16 protein-coding genes are annotated in these 18,788 nt (G+C 71.3%); 7 read left to right on the top strand and 9 right to left on the bottom strand.

Annotated features, from left to right (window positions below; genetic code table 11):
- Positions 1-2: 2 nt before the first annotated feature.
- Positions 3-1,157, bottom strand: coding sequence for an acyl-CoA dehydrogenase (locus ACFVWD_RS21140; RefSeq protein ID WP_389597984.1), 1,155 nt, complete (start codon positions 1,155-1,157; stop codon positions 3-5).
- A gap of 7 nt (positions 1,158-1,164) precedes the next feature.
- A complete protein-coding gene (locus ACFVWD_RS21135; RefSeq protein ID WP_067372012.1) occupies positions 1,165-2,358 on the bottom strand; it encodes an amidohydrolase family protein in 1,194 nt (397 codons plus the stop codon).
- Between the two features lie 160 nt (positions 2,359-2,518).
- On the opposite strand from ACFVWD_RS21135, the gene ACFVWD_RS21130 reads away from it, so the two are divergent.
- Positions 2,519-4,024: a class I adenylate-forming enzyme family protein gene (locus ACFVWD_RS21130; protein WP_389597982.1), complete on the top strand. Its 1,506-nt coding sequence runs from the start codon at positions 2,519-2,521 to the stop codon at positions 4,022-4,024.
- A 48-nt stretch (positions 4,025-4,072) separates the two neighbouring features.
- On the opposite strand, the gene ACFVWD_RS21125 is transcribed toward ACFVWD_RS21130, so the two are convergent.
- Both ACFVWD_RS21125 and ACFVWD_RS21120 read right to left on the bottom strand, forming a co-directional pair.
- Positions 4,073-4,585, bottom strand: coding sequence for an EF-hand domain-containing protein (locus ACFVWD_RS21125; RefSeq protein WP_168492801.1), 513 nt, complete (start codon positions 4,583-4,585; stop codon positions 4,073-4,075).
- Positions 4,586-4,740: 155 nt separating this feature from the next.
- Positions 4,741-5,124 carry an STAS domain-containing protein gene (locus tag ACFVWD_RS21120; protein WP_168492803.1) on the bottom strand — a complete coding sequence of 128 codons (384 nt, stop codon included), beginning with the start codon at positions 5,122-5,124 and terminating at the stop codon, positions 4,741-4,743.
- A 395-nt stretch (positions 5,125-5,519) separates the two neighbouring features.
- On the opposite strand from ACFVWD_RS21120, the gene ACFVWD_RS21115 reads away from it, so the two are divergent.
- Both ACFVWD_RS21115 and ACFVWD_RS21110 read left to right on the top strand, forming a co-directional pair.
- On the top strand, positions 5,520-6,101 hold the full coding sequence (locus ACFVWD_RS21115; protein ID WP_101404421.1) for a sigma-70 family RNA polymerase sigma factor: 582 nt from the start codon (positions 5,520-5,522) through the stop codon (positions 6,099-6,101).
- Positions 6,098-7,543, top strand: coding sequence for a zf-HC2 domain-containing protein (locus ACFVWD_RS21110; RefSeq protein WP_389597981.1), 1,446 nt, complete (start codon positions 6,098-6,100; stop codon positions 7,541-7,543). Before ACFVWD_RS21115 ends, ACFVWD_RS21110 begins: the two co-directional genes overlap by 4 nt.
- 63 nt (positions 7,544-7,606) lie before the next feature.
- Here the strand turns inward: ACFVWD_RS21110 and purU are convergent, their stop codons facing one another.
- Positions 7,607-8,488, bottom strand: coding sequence for a formyltetrahydrofolate deformylase (gene purU / locus ACFVWD_RS21105; RefSeq protein ID WP_054235638.1), 882 nt, complete (start codon positions 8,486-8,488; stop codon positions 7,607-7,609).
- An 87-nt stretch (positions 8,489-8,575) separates the two neighbouring features.
- Positions 8,576-9,022, bottom strand: coding sequence for a hypothetical protein (locus ACFVWD_RS21100; protein WP_389597979.1), 447 nt, complete (start codon positions 9,020-9,022; stop codon positions 8,576-8,578).
- 171 nt (positions 9,023-9,193) lie between these two features.
- On the opposite strand from ACFVWD_RS21100, the gene ACFVWD_RS21095 reads away from it, so the two are divergent.
- Positions 9,194-10,522: an ABC transporter substrate-binding protein gene (locus ACFVWD_RS21095; RefSeq protein WP_389597977.1), complete on the top strand. Its 1,329-nt coding sequence runs from the start codon at positions 9,194-9,196 to the stop codon at positions 10,520-10,522.
- 73 nt (positions 10,523-10,595) lie between these two features.
- Here ACFVWD_RS21095 and ACFVWD_RS21090 read toward each other — a convergent pair whose 3' ends face one another.
- Both ACFVWD_RS21090 and ACFVWD_RS21085 read right to left on the bottom strand, forming a co-directional pair.
- The gene (locus ACFVWD_RS21090; RefSeq protein ID WP_389597975.1) at positions 10,596-12,362 is read right to left on the bottom strand and encodes a hypothetical protein; all 1,767 of its coding nucleotides are present in this window, start codon (positions 12,360-12,362) and stop codon (positions 10,596-10,598) included.
- 225 nt (positions 12,363-12,587) lie between these two features.
- A complete protein-coding gene (locus ACFVWD_RS21085) occupies positions 12,588-13,973 on the bottom strand; it encodes a transcriptional regulator (RefSeq protein WP_389597974.1) in 1,386 nt (461 codons plus the stop codon).
- Between the two features lie 298 nt (positions 13,974-14,271).
- Between ACFVWD_RS21085 and ACFVWD_RS21080 the strand changes: the two genes are divergently transcribed.
- The 3 genes from ACFVWD_RS21080 to ACFVWD_RS21070 all read left to right on the top strand — a co-directional run bounded on the left by ACFVWD_RS21080 (position 14,272) and on the right by ACFVWD_RS21070 (position 17,429).
- Positions 14,272-14,934: a bifunctional DNA primase/polymerase gene (locus tag ACFVWD_RS21080; RefSeq protein ID WP_389597972.1), complete on the top strand. Its 663-nt coding sequence runs from the start codon at positions 14,272-14,274 to the stop codon at positions 14,932-14,934.
- A 93-nt stretch (positions 14,935-15,027) separates the two neighbouring features.
- Complete coding sequence (locus ACFVWD_RS21075; RefSeq protein WP_101404416.1) at positions 15,028-15,822, top strand: ABC transporter ATP-binding protein; 795 nt, start codon at positions 15,028-15,030, stop codon at positions 15,820-15,822.
- Positions 15,819-17,429, top strand: coding sequence for a transporter (locus tag ACFVWD_RS21070; RefSeq protein WP_389597971.1), 1,611 nt, complete (start codon positions 15,819-15,821; stop codon positions 17,427-17,429). The genes ACFVWD_RS21075 and ACFVWD_RS21070 overlap by 4 nt, the downstream gene beginning before the upstream one ends.
- A gap of 145 nt (positions 17,430-17,574) precedes the next feature.
- On the opposite strand, the gene ACFVWD_RS21065 is transcribed toward ACFVWD_RS21070, so the two are convergent.
- Entirely contained in the window at positions 17,575-18,450 is an 876-nt protein-coding gene (locus ACFVWD_RS21065) for an alpha/beta fold hydrolase (protein ID WP_168492821.1), read from the bottom strand.
- Positions 18,451-18,788 lie beyond the last annotated feature (338 nt).

Raw genomic sequence — 18,788 nt, 5'->3', positions numbered from 1 at the left:
ACTCACCGTCCCTTCGGCAGGCCCAGGATCCGCTCGGCCACGATGTTGTGCTGGATCTGCGAGGTGCCGGCCGCGATGGTGTACGACAGGGAGCTGAGCCGGTCGAGGGTCCACTCCCTGCCCAGGTCCAGCGCCTCGGGCCCGAGAACCTCGGCGGCGGCGTCGTACAGCTCCTGCCGCGCGTGTGAGTACCTCAGTTTGAAAACCGAACCGCCGACTCCCGGCACTCCCCCGTTGCTCTGTGCCTCGCTCACGTTCCACTGCGTGAGCCGCCACAGCGCGCGGAACTCCGCGTTGAGCCCGCCCAGCCTCCGCCGGAGTGCCGGATCGTCCCAGCGGCCGTTCTTCCGGGCCTCGCGCGCGACCTCTCCGAGCACCCGTCGGCAGGCCACGACCTCACCCACGAATGCGGTACCGCGCTCGTACGACAGGGTCACCATGGTCACGCGCCAGCCGTCGTTCTCGGCGCCGACCCGGTGCGTGACAGGCACCCGCACCTCGTCGAGGAAGACCTCCGCGAACTCGGTCGAGCCCGCGAGGGTGCGCAGTGGCCGGACGGTGATCCCGGGTGCGTCCATCGGCATCGCGAGCCACGAGATCCCGCGGTGCTTCGGGGCCGCCGGGTCGGTCCTGACCAGCAGCTCGCACCAGTCGGCGACCTCGGCGTGGGAGGTCCAGATCTTGGACCCGCTCACTACGTAGTCGTCGCCGTCCCGCCACGCGCGGGTGCGCAGTGCCGCGAGGTCCGAGCCGGCGTCCGGTTCGCTGAACCCCTGGCACCAGACCTCCTCGCCGCGCAGCACCGGCGGCAGCCAGCGCGCCCGCTGTGCGGGGGTCCCTTCGGAGGCGATGGTCGGCCCGGCGTGCAGCAGTCCGACGAAATTGGCCCCTACGTAGGGGGCGCCCGCCTTTTCCGTCTCCTCCAGGTAGATGAGGTGCTGGGTCGGCGTGGCACCCCGGCCCCCGGCGTCGACGGGCCAGTGCAGCCCCGCGTACCCGGCGTCGTACAGCATCCGCTGCCACCCGAGGTCGTACGCCCGCCGGCCGGGCCAGTCGTCCGGGGACGGTTTCGGGGGCAGCGACGGGAGCACCCCGGCGAGCCACTCCCGCAGCCGGGCGCGGAACTCCTCCTCCTCGGGGGTGTACGTGAGATCCATGGGCCCGCTACTTGTCGAGGTCCAGGTCGAGCATGCGGATGGCGTTCCCGCGCATCAGCTTGTGGACGGTCTCGTCGTCGAGGCCCTTCACATGGTCGAGGGCGACCTCCTTGGTGTGCGGGAAGGTCGAGTCGACGTGCGGGTAGTCGGTCTCGAAGGTCGCGTTGTCCCGTCCCACGACGTCCAGCGAGGCGACGCCGTGCTTGTCACGGAAGAAGCAGCAGAAGATCTGCCGGTAGTAGTACGTCGAGGGCGGCTCCGGGATGAGGTCCCGGACTCCGCCCCAGGCGCGGTGCTCCTGCCAGACGTCGTCGGCGCGCTCCAGGGCGTACGGGATCCAGCCCATCTGCCCCTCGGAGTAGGCGAGTTTGAGGCGCGGGAACTTCACCAGCACTCCGCTGAACAGGAAGTCCATCATCGAGGCCATCGCGTTGTTGAAGGACAGCGAGGCCTGTACGGCGGGCGGCGCGTCCGGGGACGCGGCGGGCATCTGCGACGAGGAACCGATGTGCATGTTCACGACCGTCCCCGTCTCCTGGCAGACCGCGAAGAACGGGTCCCAGTAGCCGGAGTGGATGGAGGGCAGGCCGAGGTGGGTGGGGATCTCGGAGAACGTCACCGCCTTCACTCCGCGCGCGGCGTTGCGCCGGATCTCCGCGACCGCCAGTTCGATGTCCCACAGCGGGATGAGACACAGCGGGATCAGCCGGCCGCCGCTGTCGCCGCACCACTCCTCGACCATCCAGTCGTTGTACGCGCGCACGCAGGCCAGGGCCACTTCCTTGTCGTGCGCCTCGGCGAATGTCTGGCCGCAGAAGCGGGGGAAGGTCGGGAAGCAGAGGCTTCCCTCGACGTGGTTGAGGTCCATGTCCTTGAGCCGCTCGACGGGGTCCCAGCAGCCGCGCCGCATCTCCGCGCGCGTGATGCCCTCCAGGGTCATCTCGTCGCGGTCGAAGCCGACGGCTGCGATGTTGCGCTTGTACGGGAACTTGAGGTCCTCGTAGATCCACCAGTCGGTGGGCGGGCCGTCCGGGTCCATGGTGATCTGGTACTTGCCGCCGACGTAGGCGAGTTCACCGATTCCGGCCGTGAGGGGCTTGGGTCCCCGGTCCTGGTACTTCTTCGGCAGCCAGGTCTCGAAGAGGTGCGCGGGCTCGATCACATGGTCGTCGACGCTGATGATGCGGGGCAGTTCGGTCATGGTTCCCCTCCGCCTGGCGTACATATCTGATGGGTCGTCAGATTCCCTCTTGCCCAGCAGGCTAGTCCCGCACCCCTGGACCGACAAGGCGCCGAGCCCTACGCTCTGCCCACGATCTGACTACCCGTCAGCTGCATCACGGTCACAGGGGGCCGCCGCCGTGAACGACACCGCCCACGCACTGAGCGCATCCCGCACCCTCTGGGAACTGGTCGCCCGCCGGGCCGACCTCACCCCCGACCGCCCGGTCCTCCTCCAGGGCGCCCGCACCCTGAGCTTCGGCGAGTTGCGCGACCGCGCCGAGCGGGTGGCGGCGGGCCTGTACGACATGGGCGTACGCCCCGGCACGGTGGTCGCCTGGCAGTTGCCCACCCGTGTCGAGACCGCTCTGCTGTCCTTCGCCCTGGCCCGCCTCGGCGCCGTGCAGTCCCCGGTGATCCCCTTCTACCGCGACCGCGAGGTCGGCTTCGCGCTCAGGGAGTCCAAGGCCGAGTACTTCGCCGTACCGGGCGAGTGGCGCGGGTTCGACCACACGGCGATGGCGCGGCGGCTCGGTGCGAAGGGTGTCTTCGAGGCGTACGACGCGCTGCCGGACGGCGATCCCGCCGTGCTGCCCGCGCCGCCCGCCGACGGCACCTCGGTCCGCTGGATCTACTGGACCTCCGGGACGACGTCCGACCCCAAGGGGGTCCTCCACACGGACCGTTCGCTGATCGCGGGCGGGTCGTGTCTCGCCCACGCGCTGCGGCTGTCGGCCACCGACGTGGGCTCGATGGCCTTCCCGTACGCGCACATCGCCGGGCCCGACTACACGGTGATGCTGCTGCTGTACGGATTCCCCGCGGTGATGTTCGAGCACTTCGCGCTGCCGGCGGCGCTGGCGGAGTACCGGCGGCACGGGGTGACGGTGGCGGGCGGTTCGACGGCGTTCTACTCGATGTTCCTCGCCGAGCAGCGCAAGCGGCCGTCCGAGCCGGTCATCCCCACGCTACGGCTGCTGGCGGGCGGGGGCGCGCCGAAGCCGCCCGAGGTGTACCACTCCGTCGTACGGGAGATGGGCGTGCAGCTCACCCACGGGTACGGGATGACCGAGGTCCCGATGATCACGATGGGGGCGCCGGACGACACGGCCGAGAACCTCGCGACGACGGAGGGCAGGCCGCCGGCGGGCATGGAGATACGGATCGTGGACGGCGGGGTACGGCTGCGCGGGGAAGCCGTCTGTCAGGGCTATCTGGACCCGGCGCAGACCGCCGAGGCCTTCGACGAGGACGGGTTCCTGATCACCGGTGATGTCGGTCATCTGACGGAGAGCGGGCACCTCGTCCTCACCGGGCGCCTGAAGGACGTCATCATCCGCAAGGGCGAGAACATCTCCGCGAAGGAGATCGAGGACCTGCTGCACCGGCACCCGGCCGTCGGCGACGTCGCGGTGATCGGCCTCCCGGACGCCGACCGCGGTGAGCGGGTGTGCGCCGTGGTCGAACAGCCCCCGGGCGCCGCCGAACTGACGCTCGCCGTCGTGGTCTCGTACCTGCGCGAGGAAGGACTCTCCGTCCACAAACTCCCCGAGCAGTTGGAGGTGGTGGACGCCCTCCCCCGCAACGAAACACTCCGGAAGGTACTCAAGTACAAGCTCAGGGAGCGGTTTTCGGGGGAGGGGTGAGGGTGGAGACCGGACGGCGGCCAGTGGGAGTGCGGGTGCCGTAGGGGTCTACTCCGGGACCGTGAAGTAGCGGGCGAACGAGGTGACGACCTCCGTTTCGCCGATCCGGCCGTCGGCGTCCGTGTCGAGCGTGGCGGCGGCCACGGCGGCGACGCCGTCGGGCACGCCCAGGGCCCTGAGCACACGGACGGCCTCCTCGACCGTGGCCGCGCCGTCCCCGTCCGTGTCCGCGACGGCGAGGGCCGCGTGCAGGAAGGGACGGGCGATCTCCCCGAAGCGGTCGGGGTTGTCCCGCAGGCGCTTCACGGCGCCGTTCACGAACTCCTCCCGGGTGATGCGCTGATCGCCGTCACGATCCGCTATCCCCGCCATGCCCTGCCAGAACGCCTCCGCGCCGACGTACAGGGCCTGACCCTTGTCCGACCGTGCGGGCGTACCGAACTCGGCGAGAACCGCCTTCGTCGCGGCGTTGAAGTCCTCCCGGTCGATGTAGCCGTTGCCGTCCTGGTCGAAGCCGGCGAAGCGGGCGGCAATCCTGCGCTCGTACTCGGTGCTGACCATGGTCTTCTCGGACCGCCTTACAACTCAGCCGGCATCTCAGCCGGACTGCGGTTTCATCTGGCACGGAGCGTACGACGCCCGGGCAAGCCGGGGTGCGGGAAAACGACGGTTGTGCCAAGACCGAGGGAATTCCCGGACAACTGTGTGGCGCGGGTTCACGCCGACAGCGGGCTCGACTCCTCGTCGACGGCCGAGACGACGTCCGGATAGACGTCGAAGAGGCGGCGCACTCCGAGGGCCCCGAGAACGCGGTTGACGTGGGAGACGTCCGACGCGCCCTGCGCCGGCAGGATCAGCCTCAGGCGCCCCTGGCAGGAGCGGACCAGGCGGCGGGTCGCGATGAGGACGCCGACGCCGCTGGAGTCGCAGAAGAGGACCTCGGAGAGGTCGAGGACCAGACTGCGGCGGCCCTCCGCCACCGCCTCGTGCACCCGCCGGCGCAGCACCGGAGACGTCACGAGATCCATCTCGCCCGACACCCGGAGCACGGCCCACTCGCCCCACTCGCCCCACTCGTCGTCGGTCACCTTGAGCGTCACCGCAACGCCTCCCGCTCGCCTCGCCCGCCGAAAACCGGAAGCACGTCTTACGCTTCCTGTCAGCGCGGCTGCCCCACCGTCGTTCCATGAAACACCGGTACGGGATCGATGAAACGTCGGTCTACGGTCGAAAATGCTGGACGACCGAGCTGTTTCGGTCGTTCAGTGGTCACATACGGTCTAGTTCGATCGGATCCAAGGGGGGAAGCGGTGGGCTTCTACCATCCGCACCCCGTCCAGGGGCGCACATTGACGTAAAGGGGCGTGCGCTGTCGGACGTGCCGACTACATTCGAGACAGCGATGCACACAGGCTGGACGGGGACTCCGGCCGCCGACAGGTACGGACAGGGACGCAGGGACAGGCGCCGGGCAGGAGCAGAGTGAGGGGGCCGCATGGCGACGAAGGACGCACCGCCCCGCTGGGACCGCAAGATGCAGCAGCGGCTCGCACGCGGGGAGGCGGCCGCGCTCGGTGAGCTCTACGACCGGTTCGCCTCGCTCGTGCACGGCCTCGCACACCGCGTACTCGGCGATGAGCGGGCCGCCGACAACATCACCCGCGAGGTGTTCGCCCACGTCTGGCAGAGCCCCGAGTCGTACGACCCCAAGCAGGGTCCCCTGCGTTCCTGGATCGCCACGCTGACCCACCGGCTCGCCGTGCAGCGGCTGCGCGCCACCGAGACCGCCGCGCTCGCCCTGGACGGCGGCGGCACCACCGAGGAGTTGGAACGCAAGGTGCGCAGCGCCTCCGTCGCCGCCCGCGCGGACTACATCGTCACATCCATGCCGACCCCACTGCGGGCCGCCCTGGAACTGGCGTACTTCCAGCGCCGCGACTACCGACAGGCCGCCGCCGACCTCGGCGTCACCGAGGACGAGGCCCGCCGCCGGCTCCGTCTCGGCCTGCAACTGCTGTCCACCGCCCACGACGCCGGGCTCTCCGGCACGCCGCCCGAATACGGAGGTGCGCGGTGAGCGGAGGAACAGACCGGTTCGATCCCTTCGACGAGCCTTTCGACGAGCCCTTCGACAAACCTGTCACCGAACACGAGGAGCACGAGGCGAAGGAGGCGAACGAGGCGAAGGAGCAGGGCGGTGAAGGGGACGGTGGCGACGGAGGCGGGGGCGACGACGGGGACGGTGGCGGCGGTGGGTTCACCGCTCCCGCCGGGCCCGCGGGGTCGGGGCAGCCGCCGCGCATCCCCATGCCGCGTTCCTCCGTCGAGGACACCGGACTGCCGCTGCCGGAACCCGCGCCGCTCGTCCTGGAGCACCGGGTGCTGAAGTCGCTGCTCGGCGCGTGGGCGCTGGCCGCCTGCTCGGCGCAGGAGACGGCGGCGGTCGAGGAGCACCTCGGGGAGTGCGGTTCGTGCGCGGACGAGGCACTGCGGCTGCGCGGGGCGGTCGGGCTGCTGCACCCGCCGGAGAGCCTCGATCTCGACCCGACGCTGCGCACCCGGGTCCTGGAGGGCTGCCTGGACCGGCGTCCGGCGCGTATCCCGGTGCCCGAGTGGGCGGCGCCCTACGACGCGGAGGCCGCGCGGCTCGACGCGCTGTTGCAGGACATAGGAGACGCGGAGTGGCACGCGCCGGTGCGGTTGCGCTGGTTCGAGGGCGACGGGCCCGTGAGCCGGCGCACGACCGTGGCCGGGGTCATCGCGCATCTGCTCTCCGTGGACGGGCTGGTGGGGGTCGCGCTGGGCCTGGAGGACCCGCTCGGCGGAGCGACGACCGGGAAGACCGGGGCGAAGGGGGCGAAGGGGGCGAAGGGGGCGGCTGCGGGCACCCCTACCCCTTCGCAGCGCACCGAGGCGTACTGGCGTGCCTCGCACTTCCCGCCCACCCGGGCCGTGCGCGCGCCCTGGCGGGAGCAGAGCCACCACCTCGTCCGTACGGTGTCGTTCGCGGGCGGAGGCTCCGGGCGGCTCGCCGTGTCGTACGGCGCTTTCGAACTGCCGCTCAGCGACTCGATGCTGGATCGCGCCTTCGAGTGCTGGGTGCACGCGGGGGACATCGCGGACGCCGTGGACTATCCGTACGAGCCGCCCGCGCCACGTCATCTGCATCGGATGATCGACCTGGCGGCGCGGATGCTGCCCGTGTCGCTCGCCGAGCGGCGGCGGGCGGGGCTGTCGGCTCCGGCGCCCCGCCGGCTCGTCGCCGCCGGGGCGCCCGGGCGCAGTCTGCGTCTGGAGATCGAGGGCTCCGGTGGGGGCGAGTGGCTGATCCCGCTCGACTCCCCGGCGAGCGTCGCCTCCGCCGAGCACGAGGTCGCGCATGTCGCGCTGGACGGGGTGGAGTTCTGTCGGTTGGCGGCGGGGCACGTGTCGCCGGAGGAAGCGGCCGCGGGTCAGGTGGGTGACCGCGAGGCCATCAGGGACGTACTCTTCGCCGCCGCGTCCCTGAGCCGCATGTAGGCCGCCCCCGTCCGCCCGCGGTCGAAACGATCTCCGGGGCCGGGGGTGAAGCCGCCGCGTGTCCTACGCGAACACCACCGTGCGGCGGCCGTTCAGGAGGATCCGGCGCTCGGCGTGCCACTTCACCGCGCGCGCCAGCGCCTGGCACTCCACGTCCCGCCCGATGGCGACCAGCCCGTCGGGCGTCACGTCGTGGCCGACGCGCTCGACCTCCTGCTCGATGATCGGCCCCTCGTCGAGGTCGGCGGTGACGTAGTGCGCCGTCGCGCCGATCAGCTTCACACCGCGCGCATGCGCCTGGTGGTACGGCTTCGCGCCCTTGAAGCTCGGCAGGAAGGAGTGGTGGATGTTGATGATCCGGCCGCTGAGCTGCTTGCACAGGTCGTCCGAGAGCACCTGCATGTAGCGGGCCAGCACGACCAGTTCGACCCCTTCGGAGCGGACCAGTTCGAGCAGCTGCGCCTCGGCCTGCGCCTTCGTGTCCTTCGTCACCGGGATGTGGTGGAAGGGGACGTCGTACGAGGCCACGAGCTCGGCGAAGTCCGTGTGGTTGGAGACCACGGCCGCGATGTCGACGCGCAGCGCGCCGGTCCGGGCGCGGAAGAGCAGGTCGTTCAGACAGTGGCCGAACTTACTGACCATCAGCACGACCCGCATCTTGTCCTCGGCCCGGTTGAGCTGCCAGTCCATGTGGAAGGAGTCACCGATCGCCGCGAAGCTCGCGCGCAGCTTGTCCACGGTCACCGGCGCCTCCGCCGAGAAGTGGACGCGCATGAAGAACAGTCCCGTGTCGTGGTCGCCGAACTGCTGGCTGTCCTCGATGTTGCAGCCGGTCATGAAGAGGTAGCTCGACACGGCGTGCACGATTCCCTGCTTGTCCGGGCAGGAGAGGGTCAGGACATATTGTTCGGCGGGCGCGGCGGCACGGGTGGACTGATCATTCATGCACGACAGGGTCCCATACGAGGCAGCACGCCGGACGAACCGTCCCGCCACGCGGACGCGCTACGCCGAGCGTCCCGCCCCCGGCCGCTACGCCGACCGCGTCAGGATCCGCAGGATCTCCAGCGTCCGCGGCGGAGTGTCCGGATCCTCGCCGTCGCTCACCGCGAGGCGTACGTGCGCGTCGCGCGCCGCCCGCAGTGCCTCCGGCCACGCCTGGTGGTCGAGGTAGGCGGAGACGGGTGCGTCGGGCCCGACCTGGTGCATGATCCGCAGGACGCGGAGCACGGCGGTGTCGACGAGGGCCGCCTCCTGGGAGTCCCGGAAGATCGTGCCGACGTACTTCTCGGCGGACCAGTTGTCCAGCCAGGTGTCCTCGACCAGGCGGTACACGGCGTCGGTGACGTCTCCGTACCCGTCGATCCCGGCGAGCCAGACATCACGTTGGAAGGCGGGGTCGGAGAGCATGTGCAGCGCGGAACGCACATTGCTGCGCCAGCGCCACCAGGGCATGTCGTTCAGTGGCATGCCGCCCATGGTGGAGGAGCGACGGCCGCGACGGGAAGAGTTCTCCGAACCTTGCACAGTCGACGATCGTACGTTCTCCGCGAAAATGCGATCAGCGCCCCCCGTAATTCACCTCTACGTCACCTCACGTTGACCACCGGTCACACGCAGGTTAGTGATGTGACGGAATCGTGCGTGTCCATGACCGGTAGGCGACGCACGCGCACCACCCCACCCGTCCGCCCCCAGCGGACCGGGACCAGAGTCTCGACGAAGGTCAGGACCAGAGTGCTGATGGCGGGCGCGGTGATGGCGTGTGCGTCGATCGCTGTCGGGTGCGGGGCCGTCCCCGGTATCACGGGGGGCTCCGGGGACGACCCCATCACCGTCATGACCTGGGCGCCGCAGGACACCCCCGCCACCAACAAGCCCGGCATGCCCGCCATGGCCGAGGCCTACGCACGCTGGGTCAACGCGAACGGCGGCATCAACGGCCACAAGCTCAAGGTCCTGACCTGCAACGACCACAACGACACCGTGTACGCGGCGAAGTGCGCCCGGCGCGCGGCCGACGAGAACGTGGTCGCGGTCGTCGGGTCCTACAGCCAGCACGGCCGTTCCTTCCTGGCCCCGCTGGAGGCCGCCGGCATCCCGTACATCGGCGGCTACGGCGTCACCGACGACGAGTTCTCGAGCCCGCTCTCCTATCCGATCAACGGCGGCGAGCCCGCCCTGCTGGCCGGTCTCGGGGAGCAGCTCGGCAAGAAGTGCGGCCCGGTGGCGCTCGTGCGCCCCGACACCGTCGCGGGCGACCAGCTCCCGGTGCTGCTCAACGCCGGTCTGAAGGCGGAGGGCCACACGCCCACCACCGACCAGCGGGCCGCCGAGGACGCGACCGAGTACTCGGAGCAGACGAAGCTCGCGCTCGGCCGCGCGAGTTCGGACCCGCTGAAGCAGGGCTGCGTGGTGTCCGCGCTCGGGGACCGTACGGAGACCTTCATGGACTCGTTCCGGCGCGACCGCCAGGACTATCCGAAGGTGGGTACGGGCACGGTGCTGGGCAGCCTCGACCAGTCCCTGATCGACTCCACCGGCGGCCAGTCGAGCCCGTACGAGGGCACGCACGTCACCGGCTGGTACCCGGTGGCGAGCGACGCGCGCTGGGACCCGATGCGCAAGGTGATCAAAGAGGAGGCCTTCGGCGACAACCGGATCGACCCCGCGGACGCCGGCGTGCAGACCACCTGGATCGCGTACAACGTGCTCAAGTCGGTCGTCGAGTCACTCGGCGACAGCAAGGTGACCTCGCTCGCGATCCGGCACGCCCTCGACAACGGCCTCAAGGTGACCACCGGCCGGCTCACCCCGACCCTCAGCTGGCGCTACGAGGACCTGATCGCGGCCGTCGACTTCCCGCGCCTGGTCAACGCCCACGTCACCTTCCAGGTCGTACGCGAGGGTCAGCTGGCCTCGGAGCGCAACGGGTTCATCGACGTGTCGAAGACGCTGGAGAACGCGGACTCGAACTGAGACCCGGGCTCGGCCCGCGCGGCCACTCGGACCGCGCGGCCACTCGGACCGGGCAGTCACTCGGACCGGGCGGTCACAGCTGGGTCGTCGTGCGCCGCGTCAGTCCGTACGTCGAGGCGATCGAGTTCCACAGCCTGGCGGCCTTCGCCTTCTGCGCGCTCGCGGTGCCGCTGGCCTGGTTGGCCGCCGCGGTCTGGCCGGTGGTGCGGGCGTGGCCCTTCTTGCAGCCCTTCCTGCCCTGGACCTGGTCGGCCCAGGCCGCGTAGTGGTTGTCGGCCGACGCGGAGGCCTGCCAGGCGCTGTTCAGCGCGGCGGTCAGCTCGGCGTTGTTCGGGAGCTTGTCGACCGAGAGGCCGGAGAGCCTGGTCACCAGTCCGGACCGCTGCTTGGCCGCGTCGCGCAGGTCACTGGCCGCCTGGTCCAGGTTGTTGCACGCCTTCACGTTCTCCACGGCGTTGATCACCGAATCGCGGCTGTTGTTGCTGTCCGCGAGGAGCTTGTCCAGCGCGACGGCCTGCGCCTTGGCCGGGTCGGCCGCCGACGACGACGAGCCGTCCGTGGCCCCGGCCGTCGCCGACACGTTCTTGCTGCTGCCGTCCTTGCCGCTGTCACTGCCTCCGCCGCCGCTGAGCATGGCGCCGGCCCCGATACCGAGCACGACGATGCCGATACCGACGCCCGCGATCAACGGGACGCGCGAGCGGCTCCGTCCACCGCGGCCACCGCCGCCGCCGTCGTCGACCGCGCCGCGCCGGGTGGCGGCCCGCCCGCCCGGCGCTCCGGGCATCCCCGGGGCCTGCGCGGCATACGGGGCGTGCGGAGTCTGCGGGGCGTGTGGGGCGGGGGCCTCGAACCGCGGCAGCTGCTGCGTGGACGCGGGCCCCTCCGACGCACTCGGCGCGCCGGGCGCACTGCGGAACAGGTTGTCGAACTCCGCGGGCGGCTGCCGGTCCTCCGGGCCGCCCGGACGTATCCCGTACGGCGCAGCGCCCGGCTCCGCGGGCACAGGGGCGATGTACTGCGTGGCCTCGGCGTCGGGGTGCGCGGCCGGGGGCAGCGGTCCCGAAGTCACCTCGGGCGGCAGCGCACCCGGGCCCACCGGCGGGATGTACTGCGTGGCCCCCTCGTCGGGCGAGGCGGGGACGGGCGGCAGGAACTGGGTCGCGCCCTCGGGGGCGGCCGGAACCGACGGGATGTACTGCGTGGCGCCCTCGTCGACGGCGGGCGGCAGCGCCCCGGGAACGGCGGGCGGCAGCGCGGCAGCGTGCGCGCCCTGGGGCTGCTGCTGGGGTACGGCACCACCCTGGTGGCCGCCGTACGCCGGATCCTGCTGGCCGCCGTAGGAGGAAGTCTCCTGACCGCCGTACGACGGCGGCTGCTGGTCCCCGTACGGCCGCTGGTCCCTGTACGGCGGCTGCTGGGTGCCCTCGGCCGGCAGCGGGCCGACGCCGGGTGCCTGCTGGGCCGGGAAGCCCTGCTGCTGGGCCGGGACGGCGCCCCAGCCCTGCGCCGGTTCCGCAGGCGCGGCCCAGGTCTGGGTGGACGGGTCGTGACCGCCCCAGTCCGGGGCGGGGGCGTTGGACGGGGACGGCTCGGAGCCGCTCCAGGTCTGGGTGCCGTTCACGGGCGCCCCCCAGCCCTCGGCCGGCTGCGGAGCCGGTGCCGCCGACGGGTCCGGTCCCCACGGCTGGTCCCAGGTCTGACCGCCCGCCGGGGCCGCCGGAACGACCCGGTCGCCCGTCATGCCCGGCAACAGCGGCTCGCCGCCGTCGGAGGGCAGCACGATGCCTTCGCGCGCCGTGCGCGCCGAGGGCTGCTCGCCCTGTCCACTCTGCGTCACCGGGACTCCTACTAATGGGGGACCTTCGGAATCGTCGGCTCACGCTACCGGGTCCCCACGCGCCCGTGCCACGCAGCACAGGGCGTTACCCCCGCCCACTGTGACCGGGGTAACGAATACGCCCCACCGTGCGCTGTATGTGACTCCTCCCACTCCAGGCGCCCCTGTTTGCCCGGCGTTCACACCCGTGCACACCGCGTGTTCACCGGCACACACACGATCCGCTCACGCCGCCGCCTGCAACTCCAGCCGCGCCCCGAACTCCCTCACCACCGCCTCGTCCCGGTACGGCTCCAGACGCTGCTGGAAGTCGTCCAGGTACTCGGCGCCGCGGTTGGAGCGGAGCGTGCCGAGAAGTTCGACCGCGCGCAGACCTGTGTGGCACGCCTGTTCCACCTCGCGCTGCTGGACCTGCGCGGTGGCCAGCAGGACGTAGCCGATGGCCCGGCGGCGGGCCCGCGACTCCGGGTGCCCGGCGAGGGACTCCTCGGCGCAGCGCGCGGCGGCCTCCGCCTGACCCAGGTCACGGTGGCAGTGCGCCAACTCGTCGGCGAGGTAGGCCTCGTCGAAGTGCGCGATCCATGTCGGGTCGTCCCCGGAGGCCGCGTCGGCGCCCTCCAGCGCGGTGATCGCACGCCCGGACGCCACCTGAGCGGCGCGCGCGTCGCCCATCAGGGCGTGCCCGCGCGCCTCCGCGGCGTGGAACATCGACTCCGCGCGCGGTGTCACCCGCCCCCGCGCCCCCTCCTGCGCCGCGCGCGCCAACTGCGCGATCTCGCGCGGGTTGCCGAGCTGCGCCGCCAGGTGACTCATGGACGCGGCCAGCACGTACCCGCCGTATCCCCGGTCCCCGGCCGCCTGGGCGAGCCGCAGCGCCTGGATGTAGTACCGCTGGGCGAGGCCCGGTTGACCGGTGTCGATGGCCATGTAGCCCGCGAGCTCCGTCAACCGCGAGACCGCCGAGAAGAGTTCGCGTCCGACGCCCTCCCGGTACGAACCCGCGAGCAGCCCGGAGACCACGCTGTTGAGGTAGTGCACGACGACCGGGCGTACATGCCCGCTGCCGTACTGGTGGTCCAGATCCGTGAGCGCCTGGGTCATCGCGCGGACCGCCGCCACGTCCGAGAGCCCGACGCGCGGGCCCGCCGCACGCGCCACCTGCGAGTCCGGCGAGGAGATCAGCCAGTCGCGGCTCGGCTCGACGAGCGCGGAGGCGGCGACGGACGAGCCGGACAGGAAGTCCCTGCGTCCGACGTCACTGCGCCACAGCTCACACACCTGCTCGATGGCGCCGAGGACGGTCGGCGAGAACTGCAACCCCACGCCCGACGCGAGGTTCTTGCCGTTGGCCATGCCGATCTCGTCGATCGTGACCGCACGGCCCAGCTTGCGGCCGAGCGCCTCGGCGATGATCGCGGGAGCGCGTCCCCTCGGCTGCTGACCGCGCAGCCAGCGCGCCACCGACGTCTTGTCGTAGCGCAGATCGAGGCCGTGCTCGGCGCCGCACATGTTGACCCGACGGGCCAGGCCGGCGTTGGAACAGCCCGCTTCCTGGATGAGCGCCTGCAGCCGTTCGTTCGGCTGCCTGGCGACGAGAGGCCTTGCGGCCATGGCGTACCCCCTGTGGCTGCGGTGCCTGCCCACGCACCGAGTTGACGTGTCCTCATCGGCCAACCGCAGCGAAGGAAGTCGGCCATGAAGATCAATGCCCCGCCGACATACCGAAGATGCGAGACATGTGAGGATTGCCGGAGTAAAGGCGGCTGCCCCGACCCCACCCCTGGATACCCACCGCCCGCTGCCGTTCCCCCTGCGCGCCCCCGCCCGTGCATCCATGCGCCCCACACGCGGGAACGATGCCCCTCCCCCGCGCACGGGACCCCCGTAACCCCTTGTGGCAGCTAGAGTTGTGTTCATCGTGGAAGAGACCATCGCGGGGCCCGAGGCCGTCCAAATCCCGAAGCAGCGTGGCGAATCATTGCTTGACACCGCTGTGCGATATGCCGAAGAGCGCCATTGGGACGTGTTCCCGGGCACGTGGCTGGAGGCCGTCGACGGGATGCAACGCTGCTCCTGCGGCGAGGCCACCTGCCCCACGCCGGGCGCACACGCGGCGCGCGAGGACTGGGCGACGCAGGCGACGGGCAGTGCGACCGCCGCGCGCCGGATGTGGTCGAAGCAGCCGAACGCGTCGATCCTGCTGCCCACCGGGCGTACGTTCGACGCGATCGATGTGCCGGAGACGGCCGGATTCCTCGCGCTCGCCCGCATGGAGCGGATGGAACTGACACTGGGGCCGGTGACGTGCACGCCGGACCGGCGCATGCACTTCTTCGTCCTTCCCGGCGCGGCGACGAAGGTCCCCGACCTGGTACGCCGACTGGGCTGGCCGCCCGCCTCCCTCGATCTGGTCACCCTGGGCGAAGGCTCGTACGTGGCGGCTCCGCCCACCCGGTTCGGTTCACGAGGTGCGGTGCAGTGGGCCTGTCGGCCGACGCCGGCGAACCGGTGGCTGCCGGATGCGGAGGAACTGATCTCGCCGCTCGCCTACGCGTGCGGCAGGGATCGATGACCGTGGTTCGGCGCCGTTCTTGAGCCGCGGGTTCGTCGTGGCTGGTCGCGCAGTTCCTCGCGCCCCTGAAACCTTGCCCCTTAGGGTGCTCACATGGCCGAGCAAACAGGGGCAGACGTTCCCGCCGTACGCGTACGCGGGCTCTGGAAGCGGTTCGGGGAGCAGGTCGCCGTCGCCGGGATCGATCTGGAGTTGCCCGCGGGGCGGTTCATCGGGCTCGTAGGGCCCAACGGCGCGGGCAAGACGACCACCCTCTCGATGGTGACCGGACTGCTCAGGCCCGACCAGGGCGGCGTCGAGGTCGTCGGCCATGACGTGTGGCGCGACCCGGCGGCGGTGAAAGCCCGGATCGGCATACTCCCCGAGGGCCTGCGGCTCTTCGAACGGCTCTCCGGGCGTGAGCTCCTCGCCTACACCGGCCGGCTGCGCGGCCTGCCCGGCGCCGAGGTCGACAAGCGCACCACCCAGCTCCTCGACGTCCTCGACCTCGCGGGCGCCCAGCACAAACTCGTCGTCGACTACTCGACGGGCATGCGCAAGAAGATCGGCCTCGCCGCCGCTCTCCTCCACAACCCCGAGGTCCTCTTCCTCGACGAGCCGTTCGAGGGCGTCGACCCCGTCTCCGCGCAGACCATCCGCGGCGTCCTGGAGCGCTACACGGCATCGGGCGCCACGGTCGTCTTCTCCTCTCACGTCATGGAACTCGTCGAATCGCTGTGCGACTGGGTGGCCGTCATGGTCGCGGGGCGCATCCGCGCGCACGGCCCGCTCGCGGAGGTCCGCGGCGACGCGCCCTCCCTCCAGCAGGCGTTCCTTGAACTGGTCGGCGCACAGGGCCGCGACCGCGGGTCCGACCTGGACTGGCTGGGCGGCGGGGCGACGCGATGAGCACGGGTGTCTCCGAGGCCTCCATCACCCCCGTCGTCGTACGGCTGAAGCTGTCGCTGCTGCGCAACGGGCTGCGGCAGTCGGCCGGGCGGCGGGCCGCGTACATCACCTCGGTCGTCGTCGTCCTCCTCTTCGCCGCCCTCCAACTGCTCGGCCTCGTCGCCCTGCGCGGCAACGCGCACGCCGCGTCCGTCACCGTCCTGCTGATCGCGGTCATGGCACTCGGCTGGGCCGTGATGCCGCTGTTCTTCCCCAGCGGCGACGAGACCCTCGACCCGACCCGGCTCGTCATGCTGCCGTTGCGACCGCACCCGCTGGTCCGGGCGCTGCTCGTGGCCTCGCTGGTCGGTATCGGACCGCTGTTCACCCTGTGCCTGCTGGTCGGTTCCCTGATCTCCGTGGCGCACGGCACGGCTGCGTACGTCACCGGGGTCGTGGCCGTGCCGTTGGCGCTGCTCGTCTGTGTGGCCCTCGCGCGGGCCGTCGCCGCCGCCAACATCCGGCTGCTGTCCAGCCGCAAGGGCCGCGACCTGGCCGTACTGAGCGGCCTCGTCATCGCGATCGGCGCGCAGCTCGTCAACTTCGGCGCGCAGCGGCTCGGTTCGGCGGGCGGACTGTCCCGGCTCGACCCGGCGGCGGACGTGCTGCGCTGGGTGCCGCCCGGGTCGGCGATCGGCGCCGTGGACTCGATGAGCAGGGGCTCGTACGGGGCGGGGGTCGCCCAACTCCTCCTGAGCGTGGCGGCGCTGGTGGGGCTGCTGGCACTCTGGTCGAGGCACCTGACCCGGCTGATGACCTCGCCGGACGGGTCGACGTTGCAGGCGGGCGAAACCGCGGCGCGGGAGCGGGTCCCGACGGGCGGGCTGCGTCGGCTGCTGCCCTCGGGGCGCACCGGGACCGTGATGGAGCGCAGTCTGCGGTACGTGTGGCGCGACCCGAAGACGAAGGCCGCGTGGGTGACCTCGCTGGCGATCGGGCTGATCGTGCCCGTGTTCAACGCCCTGCAGGGCACCGGCTCGATCTACTTCGCGTGCTTCGCGGCCGGGATGCTCGGCATCCAGATGTACAACCAGTTCGGTCAGGACACCTCCGCGTTCTGGATGGTCGCGATGACCATCGCGTCCCCGCACGACGCGTACGTCGAACTGCGTGGGCGTGCGCTGGCGCTGCTGATGATCACCCTGCCGTACGCGACGCTCGTGACCGTGCTGACGACGGCGATGCTCGGCGACTGGTCCAAGCTGCCCGAGGTGCTCGGCCTGTCCTTCGCGCTGCTCGGCGCGATGCTGGCCACCGGCGCCTGGTCCTCGGCCCGCTTCCCGTACTCGATCCCGCAGGAGGGCTACAAGAACGTGGCCCCCGGGCAGACGGGCCTCGCCTGGATCGCCATCTTCGGCGGAATGGTCTCGGCGGCGCTGCTGACCGCTCCTGTCATCGCCCTCACGATCTGGCTGAACGTGTCGGCGGACGGGCACAAGTGGAGCTGGCTCCTGCTGCCACTGGGGGCCGGATACGGGGCGCTGATCACGGTGTTCGGGCTGCGGATGGCGGCGCCGCGGACGGCCCGGCGGCTGCCGGAGATCCTGGCGGCGGTCAGCAAGGGCTGAGCCGACGGGGAGGCCGACGGGGAGGACGAGCTGTCCGGTCGGCGCCCCGCGCCCGCGGCATGATCCGCCGGACGGGCCCTAGGCCCTGCCGTCACATTCCCGTCTGCCCCCCGCCGGGCGGACGACGGGAATTTGACGACAGGGCCTAGCGGTCCTGGCCGGTGAGTACGCCGTCGAGGAAGGGCTCGATCGCGGCACGCCACGCCTCCGGCTGGTCGTAGTGCACGAGGTGACCGGCGTCGGCCACCTCCGCGTACTGGCCGTGCGGCAGTACGCGGACCATCTCCTGGGCCTCGGCCCGGCCGAGCTCGCCGTCGAGGCCCCGTACGACCAGTGCGGGGCACTGGACCTGGGCGAGCTCCTCCCAGTGGGCGTCGTACACCCAGGTCTGGCGGGACTTGAGCATCTGCTCGGGTTCGAAGACCGGGCGCCAGCCGTCGGCGGACTCGTGCATCACCTCTGCGTAGAACTCGCCGCGGGACGGGTTCGGGCGCTCCACCCAGGGGTCGTCCTCGCCGAACCACTTCCGTACGTCGGCGAGCGTGGCGAAGGGCATGGGCCAGGCCTTGAACCAGTCCTCCCACTCACGCTGCGACGCGGCCCCTAACGCCGAGGCCCGCATGTCGCAGATGATCAGCCCGCGGACGAGGTCGGGGCGCTTGGCGGCGAGCTGCCAGCCGGTCAGCGCGCCCATCGCGTGGCCGATGAGGACGGTCGGGGCGAGACCCAGCTGCTCGAGAGCGGCCTCGGCGTCCTCGACGTAGGCCTCTCGCGTGTACTGCCCCTCCGGCGCCTTGTCGCTCTGGCCGTGGCCGCGCTGGTCGAGGGCGACGGCGCGGTGCCGCTCGGAGAGCCAGCGGGCGGTGGACGCCCAGTGGGAGGCGCGGCCCATGAGGCCGTGCAGAAGCAGCACGCCGGGGGCGGGCGGGGTCCTGGGAGGGTCGGTCTTGGGAGGATCGGCGAACTCCCAGGCGGCGAGGCGTAGACCGCCCGCGCCCGTCACGTCGATGCGCCGCACCATAGGTCTGGCACCCCCCTAGCTCGCTCGGACCGCTCGCTCCCGCTCGAGCCGGCCGGTCCACTCGTAACCGCTTCCTGCCGCTTCCTGCTGCTGCCGTGCCGCTGAGTCTGCTGATGTGCTGCTCTACGTGTACCCGATTTGCCTGTGATACGCCGCCAGATTATCGAATGGGTATTCGAAAATACTCCTCTCGGGGGCAACACCCCTCGTTCGAGTGACCACGCTCGGGGATTGACCGCCGCCGCCGAGGGGAGATCTTCAGCGGGAGGCGGACCGCTCGGGGAAATTGGTCCGAAGGGGATGACCCTGGGAGCTCGGGGCTCCGGGTCAGCACAGGG

Source organism: Streptomyces sp. NPDC058086, assembly GCF_042885015.1.
Classification (GTDB): domain Bacteria; phylum Actinomycetota; class Actinomycetes; order Streptomycetales; family Streptomycetaceae; genus Streptomyces.
The sequence above is the reverse complement of the archived record's forward strand: the minus strand, read 5'-3'. Positions and strand labels throughout refer to the sequence as shown.